Below are 6676 nucleotides of genomic sequence, written 5' to 3'. Positions count from 1 at the left end.
ATAGGGTTTCATCATGAGACTCCTCAAAAGATTGGCATAGAGCTATTATCCTCTATCCTTTACATAAAAGCACTACCTGCGGCTGTACTCTTTTCCCAATGCGGAATCTTCATCGCACTTGGGGATGAGGTCAATTCCCATTGCCAAATGTTCTTGGTCGATTTCGCGGTGTACCGTCCAATAGCGATTCGTTTTGAATCCCAAGCGCGCGAACGCGGGAATGACCGCAGAAAAGAAATCGAAACTCACGCCCTCGGAAATGAGATTCATGGCAATGACTTGATTCTCGTAGGATTCCCGCAACACGGAGCGGAAACAGTAGGCGCTCACCAACTGCGTTTCTAGGGTGGCAGCGATGGAAGTCGGGTTTTCTCCCGGCTGTAAGAATTCGTGTTTGTGCATCCAATCGAGCAGCAGCGAGGCGTGGTCTACTTCTTCTGTGGCGTGGTGCGCGAAGCATCTTTGATACCGAAAGTCCCGGCACATCGTATAGCGCATCGCGAGTGCCGCTGTAAAATCGTTCGATTGATAGTAAAGTTGCCTGACCCAACCTCGAACATCATCGGGATGCTCTGCTGCGATTAGCTGCTTGTAAAAAGATCCAGAAAGCAAATTCTGGCGGTACTTGGCTCCCAAATCCAATAACCACTTCATTTTTGGAATCCCCTCTTTAGAGATTATGGCAATACAATAGGTGCCTTCTATGGTACACCAGTATTATAATACCAGTCAAGCAGTATTTTTGACCCAAGCCCTTATCAAAGGCGTGATACAATGCGCTAAGCTAATCCCACAGCCAAACCCCTCAATGCACTAGGATTGAGGGTAGAGAAAGTACAGATTTGTTAGTAGGGAAGTTCTGATGCTGTCAATTTCAGACCGACTACAACATCAAGAAAACGCCGGCATTTTAATTGTCAACCGTCACCGCCAAATGGTAGGAGTCACTCCCAACTTGTTGAGGATTTGGCAACTACCTGAGCTTATTGTGCGGTCGCTCTCTGACCAACTCGCCTTAGAGTTCGTATCCGAGCAATTTGAGAATCCGCAATTGTTTTTGAAGGATATGAGAGAAATCTACGAGCAAACGCACCTAGAGATTAATGAAAAAGTGCAGCTCAGGGATGGACGCATCATCGAGCGCGATTCCCAACCGCTATGGCTCAACGGAGTGTATGTCGGGAGGTTATGGATGTTTAACGTAAATTAAGGTAATAGACTGCACAGAATTCTTAGCAATATTCTGCCTTTTAGCAGTGTCTCGTAATCGGTAAAGTATGAATTAATGACATGAGAAAGAATTATGCCAACTTGTATGACAGACCCGGTTTTACCGCTAATTGTGGATACTGCTGCGCCCATCACCATCGGCGAGCAAATCACAGAACAACTTAAGCTATTGATTGCGCGCGGTAATCTCAAGCCCAATCAACCCTTACCGCCGATTACTCACTTGGCTAAATACTTAGGAGTAAATCACAATACTGTAGCTCAGGTATACAATGAACTGATTGCTTTGGGATATCTTGTAGGCAATCGAGGTAAAAGAACGGTCATTGCCGATACTCCGTTTATCAGACAGATGGTGGCTCGCAAAACCTTTTACGACTTGCTCAGTCAAGCTTTTCATTCAGCATCTCAATACGGCTTAAGGGCAGCAGAGTTTTCAGCAGCAGCTTACGCTCAAGCCGTGTTAGCCGAACGTCATCAAGTAAATGTAGCATTCGTGAACTTTTATCCCGATAGTATCGATATCAGTGCCTGTTTAGAATCTGCAACGGGATTAGGTATGGTATCGATTCCTTGGGCGCACTTGGAAGCTAGAGAACCACACGCCTTATCACAACTTTTATCCGCCGATTTAATAGTAACCACCATCAAAAACCTGTGGGATGTAGCTCAGATAGCAGATCCCAATAAGGAAGTTATAGGAATTGAAGTGCAGCCAAATATGCAGTTACTGAGTTGTATTTCATCCCTACCCCGCAATGCCAAGGTGTTGTTCGTCTGCCACGAACAAAGCAGCAGCGAAGCAATGAAGCAGATAATCGACTACAATGTGCATCACATAGAATCACAAGCTGTTACCCTAGAATTTGTTCAAAATAATGTGGCAGCACTTCAAGAATTTGATTTAGTGGTATGTTCCAGCCAAGTGGAGAATCAGTTGAGTAGATACATTCCCAAAACTCTGAAATTAATGATCTTCAGTATCGGCATAGACCAGGTGAACTTACTGGTACTCCAAACTCGTTTAATTGCGGTGGAGATGGAAAAAGTAATGTAGCATTAGTTGCGTTAACTATCATTTTGTCACAACATTAATCGCCCAACAATCCTTTGAATTCGTGACACAACAACTAGAACTTTTCCCTGAATTTCAACCCAAACCCAGCTATGCTCAATCCCCTCAGCTAACGATGAGTTCCGAGGCTCTGCATTCTTGGAAACAACGCATTTTTGAACACCAACAATCTGAAAGCGCTGACCAACCGCGACAGGGAAGTCTATTCGATCTCGCACCCAGTGCCTGTGACCCCAACAGCATAGACCCGTTAACCCTGGAACTTCACAATCTCTCATTTTGTGAGAAACCGGATTGGGGCGATCGCACTTGCCTCTACTTCGTCATCGACAACGCGCTGCCATTGCTGCTGTATGTAGGAGAAACTGACCGTACTCCCAAACAGAGGTGGATGAGCCATTATTGCCACAGCTACGCTGCAAACTACATCGAACTGCACCGCCGCTATTCTTTGGATGTGGCTGTGGGCATTGCATTTTGGTACGGAGCGCCAGCTAATCGAAAACAGCGGCTGCAACTGGAATCAGAGCTCATTTACAAGTGGAAGTCGCCATTTAATAAGGAATGCTGGCAGTGGTGGGGACAACCGTTCGGTAAGTGAAACTCCTGGAATTTGGTACTCTAAAATTTAGAAACCGTATAGGAACAATCAGCCATCTCCGAATCAAAAATGGATCGATTTGAATTTCAGCTAGCAATGCTGCAAAAAGTAGCAGAGGAACTAGAGAAAAAAATAGCTAACTTCACAACCATTCTGATGAAATTAAAAAATGCGGCAATTACCATCTGGGTAGCGTTAATTTGTCATGGTAAACGCATCTTAACTTCAACCCAAAATATGCTACAGTTATCTCTGACTAACTTTTTATGTAATTTTTATAGTTGATGAGTTCTGTCAATGGCAAGAGGTAAGGATTCAGGTATCTGAAATGTAGTTACAGAAGGACTTGTAGAATTAAAGCCTTCGCTAAATCAACAGCTTCACTCTCAATAGGGACGAGAATAAAAGCTTTCATGGTTTCTTAATAAGAAGGAATATTTGATGATTATTCAATCAAATGGTTACACCGTATAGGTTTTACTGCTTTTCATATGACCTGAATCCTTACCCCGTACCTATAATGAAAAGTTATTACAATCTAGCCAAATCAGCCCAAACGTTTCTAAATAACAGTCGCCCATTACCCACTTGAGAATTCCAACAGCTTTACAATTTACGGCAATCCAAAGCCCGACTTTGACTTTTTGAGCCAACAAACGTCGGCTTGATAGAAAAATGCTATTCGCCCAACATGAAAGGTTACCATGCACAAAAATATCTTTACCATTTTCTGCCACGGTACAGACTTCCACAGGGATAAAAATCTCACCGAACTAATTAGCCAGTTAAGCATAGCAATGGATGGAAAAGAAGCGCGAATAATCCAGACTGGTGAGCGCACTGAAGAGAACCCCACACCCTTTGCCCTGAAGTCTGACAATCCGACCTACCTGATCTGCGAAGGGCCTGGCTCGGAAGAAGTTTCCGCCGAAGACTCTAAAAGCGGAGTACACCATGCTTTACCCGGCAAATTCAACCCTATTTTTGATACAGAAAAAGGTCGGGGACAATCTCAAAACCCTAGACTTACCCTAAAAGGACCCAGACAATATTGGTTTTTGGGAGGAAGGCAAGCCGACGAATTTCAATCATCCTTTATGGGCAACACTCCCGAAGTTGGGAGGCAAATGGGTAGAGCATTGGGCAACGGTTGGGATGATAATGTTTATAAGGCTGTTTGGATGCTCACTAACCTCAAATTTGGTAATATGAACCAACCCATCGATACTGTTAACATTATCGGTTGGAGTAGGGGCGCTGTTACCTGTTTGAAGATAGCCAACAAGCTTTTTGAAGTATTTGAAGATACCCTCAACGTTAACATCTTCGCCGTTGACCCAGTACCAGGCGGCTACACTGATAGAACCCTGGATATGCTAGCCATTCCTGCCAATGTCTGTAACTACTTGGCAGTTCTCGCGCTAGATGCAGACGGTGGTAACTTTCAACCTACCGATCGCACTGGCATGAAACTCCTCGCTCCCAAAAGCCAGCTTGGAAAAGGTGGCAACCCAGATAGCCTCAATCCTCAACACATCAAGCCCCATGTTCATTTTTTACCCCTTCCTGGCAATCATTCAGATCTAGTCAATGCTAACCTCAGCCATCCGCTGGTAGAGAACAGTGCTATTTTATGTCGGCATCTCGCGTGGCAATTTTTAACTGCACATGGAACTCCGATGAAGCAGGAATTTCAGCTATCCAGCGATGAAGTTAGTAAACTTTACAATCAAATGCTGCCCAAACTTGGTGAAATTGCGAAAGCAGCTTCAACAGGTGGATGGTTAAGCTTTATTGAGGGGTTTAAAACCGAGAGAGCAGTCCGCAAACAGCGGGGAGAATATGTCCACGAACCCGATAAATATATCAACGAACACCACCGCCTTTGCGCTCTTAAGCAAGACTACCCTCCCGTTCCAAAGTCTGATGACCAGTTTTGTGGAAGCGACTGGACTGAATGGCAAGAAAATAAAACTCTCGATCTGCCAAAAGAGCAAACCCATTTACAGCGAATGGGAATAACTCAGTAAGCTAAATCATCAGGACGATCGTTTGTCGCTCACTCTTTCCGGTATAATTTGAGCGAAAATCTCCCAAGTTAACCAACTCAAAAAAAGGAAGTTCCTGTGGTTGTAACCGCTAAAAATTAGGGAGAGCGCGACGAATAACTCGTAATGTTCCCGTAAAAGAAAGACACAATGGTGAAACACCTGCACTGCTTGCTGAAGAGAAAAATTAATGCTTGTACAGCTCTTCGGTCTTAGTAGTAGACCATAAATTTCTTGTACCACTTCTTTCGGTCTTTGAGAACGAATCTGAGTTTTTCTTCCCAATAAATGTACTTTGAGTTAATCAATAGTATTCTCGACTTCCCAACGTTGATGATATTCACAGGCAAGTAAGTGCGCTGGAAATTTTTTCGCGTTCAACAAGCTGGTAATTAACGGCATTGATGAGAAACGAGCCGATATTCCTGTATCGCCAAGGAGCGCGACCTACCCCAACGGTTGAAGGATATGGCTGGCGGTTGATAGGCAAACATCCAAGTTTGAGGGTGTATGAGTTGCAGGTGGAAGTTGAAGGAGATTGAGGACGATCGATGATTTTGATAAAAGAGTTATCAGTAAAAAATAAAGGGTATTTCAGGACAGCAAAACTTTTCACTTAGCTAGCTGTCCCTACTTCTCAAACAGACTGTTAGGCGATACTAATTGTTTGACCGTTAGTTAGACTGCTGAAGTCATAGGTTGTGCTACCAGCTATGAGTTTTTCAAATTCGGAAGTTTTTATAGTGCCGCTACTACTCGTAAAACTCACCGTTGCCCCCGATATTTCAACGGTATAGCGACCTGACGTTAATTCCAGCGAGTCTTCGTCCTTCCCGGCATAGAAAGTAGCATAACCAGAACCCCTGATATAGTCTGCACCTTTTCCTAAAAATATGCTGCCAAAGCTAGAAAAGCCGCTATCAGTAATGATGGAGTCCGCGCCCTTAGCAGTATTAATGGTACCGCTGTTGGCGATGGTCGCGCCAAAGCGAAAATCAGTCCTAATGCCAAGAATTATATCATCGCCGTCGCCAGTATTTATAGTGCCGGTATTGGAGATGGCGATGCTGTAAGTGCTAGTGCCAGTGATTATATCGTTGCCATCCCCGGTATTGATGGTGGAGGAATTGGTAATGGCGTCGCCCTGAGTTGAAATGCCAGTGATTGTGTCGTTACCCTCGCCGGTGTTGAGAAAAGAGGAGTAGAGAACCGTGCCAGAATACTCACCAGTGCCAGTGATTACGTCATCCCCTTCCCCAGTATCAATGATGGAACCATTGATGGAACCAAAACGTAAGCCCATGTATTCGCCAGTACCCGCGATCGTGTCGTTACCGCTGCCAGTCTTTATGATGATCGGGCTTTGCAAGTTGGGGTTGTTAGAATTATGCTCGATTCCTACGCTCAAAAAACCCTGAGCAATGCCCGTGATTATGTCATCGCCACCACCTGTATCAATAGTGCCTCCTTGGTTGAAAATGCCATTACTATCACGATCTCTGTACCTGTATTCTCTTTGTTGGTAACGGAGGCCGAGGATTAAGTCGTTACCCTCACCCGTATTGAGTGTGCCCGTGTTGTGGATGCCGCTGATTGTGTACTCGTAAGTGTCAGGGATTAAGTCGCCGTAGTCTGCAGTAGCAACAATTAAGTAGGTCGGGCTGAAAAGACTGAAGTATGTAAAGATAGGTAAACGAGGCAACAGTTATAGCTAGGTAATGA

The 6676-nt window shown here is 44.5% G+C and carries 7 protein-coding genes and 1 pseudogene; 5 read left to right on the top strand and 3 right to left on the bottom strand.

Going from position 1 to position 6676, the window contains the following annotated elements:
* Window positions 1-72: 72 nt before the first annotated feature.
* On the bottom strand, window positions 73-654 hold the full coding sequence (locus QUA45_RS27220) for an iron-containing redox enzyme family protein (protein ID WP_333222950.1): 582 nt from the start codon (window positions 652-654) through the stop codon (window positions 73-75).
* Window positions 655-862: 208 nt separating this feature from the next.
* On the opposite strand from QUA45_RS27220, the gene QUA45_RS27215 reads away from it, so the two are divergent.
* From QUA45_RS27215 to QUA45_RS27195, 5 genes are all read left to right on the top strand, one after another.
* Entirely contained in the window at window positions 863-1210 is a 348-nt protein-coding gene (locus tag QUA45_RS27215) for a hypothetical protein (protein ID WP_333222948.1), read from the top strand.
* 93 nt (window positions 1211-1303) lie between these two features.
* Complete coding sequence (locus QUA45_RS27210) at window positions 1304-2287, top strand: winged helix-turn-helix domain-containing protein (RefSeq protein WP_333222946.1); 984 nt, start codon at window positions 1304-1306, stop codon at window positions 2285-2287.
* A 61-nt stretch (window positions 2288-2348) separates the two neighbouring features.
* Window positions 2349-2906 (top strand): GIY-YIG nuclease family protein, encoded by a 558-nt coding sequence (locus tag QUA45_RS27205; RefSeq protein WP_333222944.1) that lies wholly within the window; start codon window positions 2349-2351, stop codon window positions 2904-2906.
* 69 nt (window positions 2907-2975) lie between these two features.
* The gene (locus tag QUA45_RS27200) at window positions 2976-3191 is read left to right on the top strand and encodes a hypothetical protein (RefSeq protein WP_333222943.1); all 216 of its coding nucleotides are present in this window, start codon (window positions 2976-2978) and stop codon (window positions 3189-3191) included.
* Between the two features lie 419 nt (window positions 3192-3610).
* Window positions 3611-4936 carry a hypothetical protein gene (locus QUA45_RS27195; RefSeq protein ID WP_333222941.1) on the top strand — a complete coding sequence of 442 codons (1326 nt, stop codon included), beginning with the start codon at window positions 3611-3613 and terminating at the stop codon, window positions 4934-4936.
* 109 nt (window positions 4937-5045) lie between these two features.
* Here the strand turns inward: QUA45_RS27195 and QUA45_RS27190 are convergent.
* Both QUA45_RS27190 and QUA45_RS27185 read right to left on the bottom strand, forming a co-directional pair.
* A pseudogene (locus QUA45_RS27190) lies at window positions 5046-5350 on the bottom strand (transposase); the annotation flags it as partial.
* Window positions 5351-5603: 253 nt separating this feature from the next.
* Window positions 5604-6656 carry a hypothetical protein gene (locus QUA45_RS27185; RefSeq protein ID WP_333222939.1) on the bottom strand — a complete coding sequence of 351 codons (1053 nt, stop codon included), beginning with the start codon at window positions 6654-6656 and terminating at the stop codon, window positions 5604-5606.
* Window positions 6657-6676 lie beyond the last annotated feature (20 nt).

Origin of the sequence: Microcoleus sp. Pol12A5, from assembly GCF_036701435.1 — a bacterium.
Lineage (GTDB): Bacteria > Cyanobacteriota > Cyanobacteriia > Cyanobacteriales > Microcoleaceae > Microcoleus.
This window is presented reverse-complemented; position numbering and strand designations above follow the sequence as displayed.

Excerpts from the sequence above, each read along its gene's own strand:
- QUA45_RS27220 (WP_333222950.1), bottom strand. The coding sequence starts at position 654 with ATGAAGTGGTTATTGGATTTGGGAGCCAAGTACCGCCAGAATTTGCTT.
- QUA45_RS27215 (WP_333222948.1), top strand. The coding sequence starts at position 863 with ATGCTGTCAATTTCAGACCGACTACAACATCAAGAAAACGCCGGCATT.
- QUA45_RS27210 (WP_333222946.1), top strand. The coding sequence starts at position 1,304 with ATGCCAACTTGTATGACAGACCCGGTTTTACCGCTAATTGTGGATACT.
- QUA45_RS27200 (WP_333222943.1), top strand. The coding sequence starts at position 2,976 with ATGGATCGATTTGAATTTCAGCTAGCAATGCTGCAAAAAGTAGCAGAG.
- QUA45_RS27195 (WP_333222941.1), top strand. The coding sequence starts at position 3,611 with ATGCACAAAAATATCTTTACCATTTTCTGCCACGGTACAGACTTCCAC.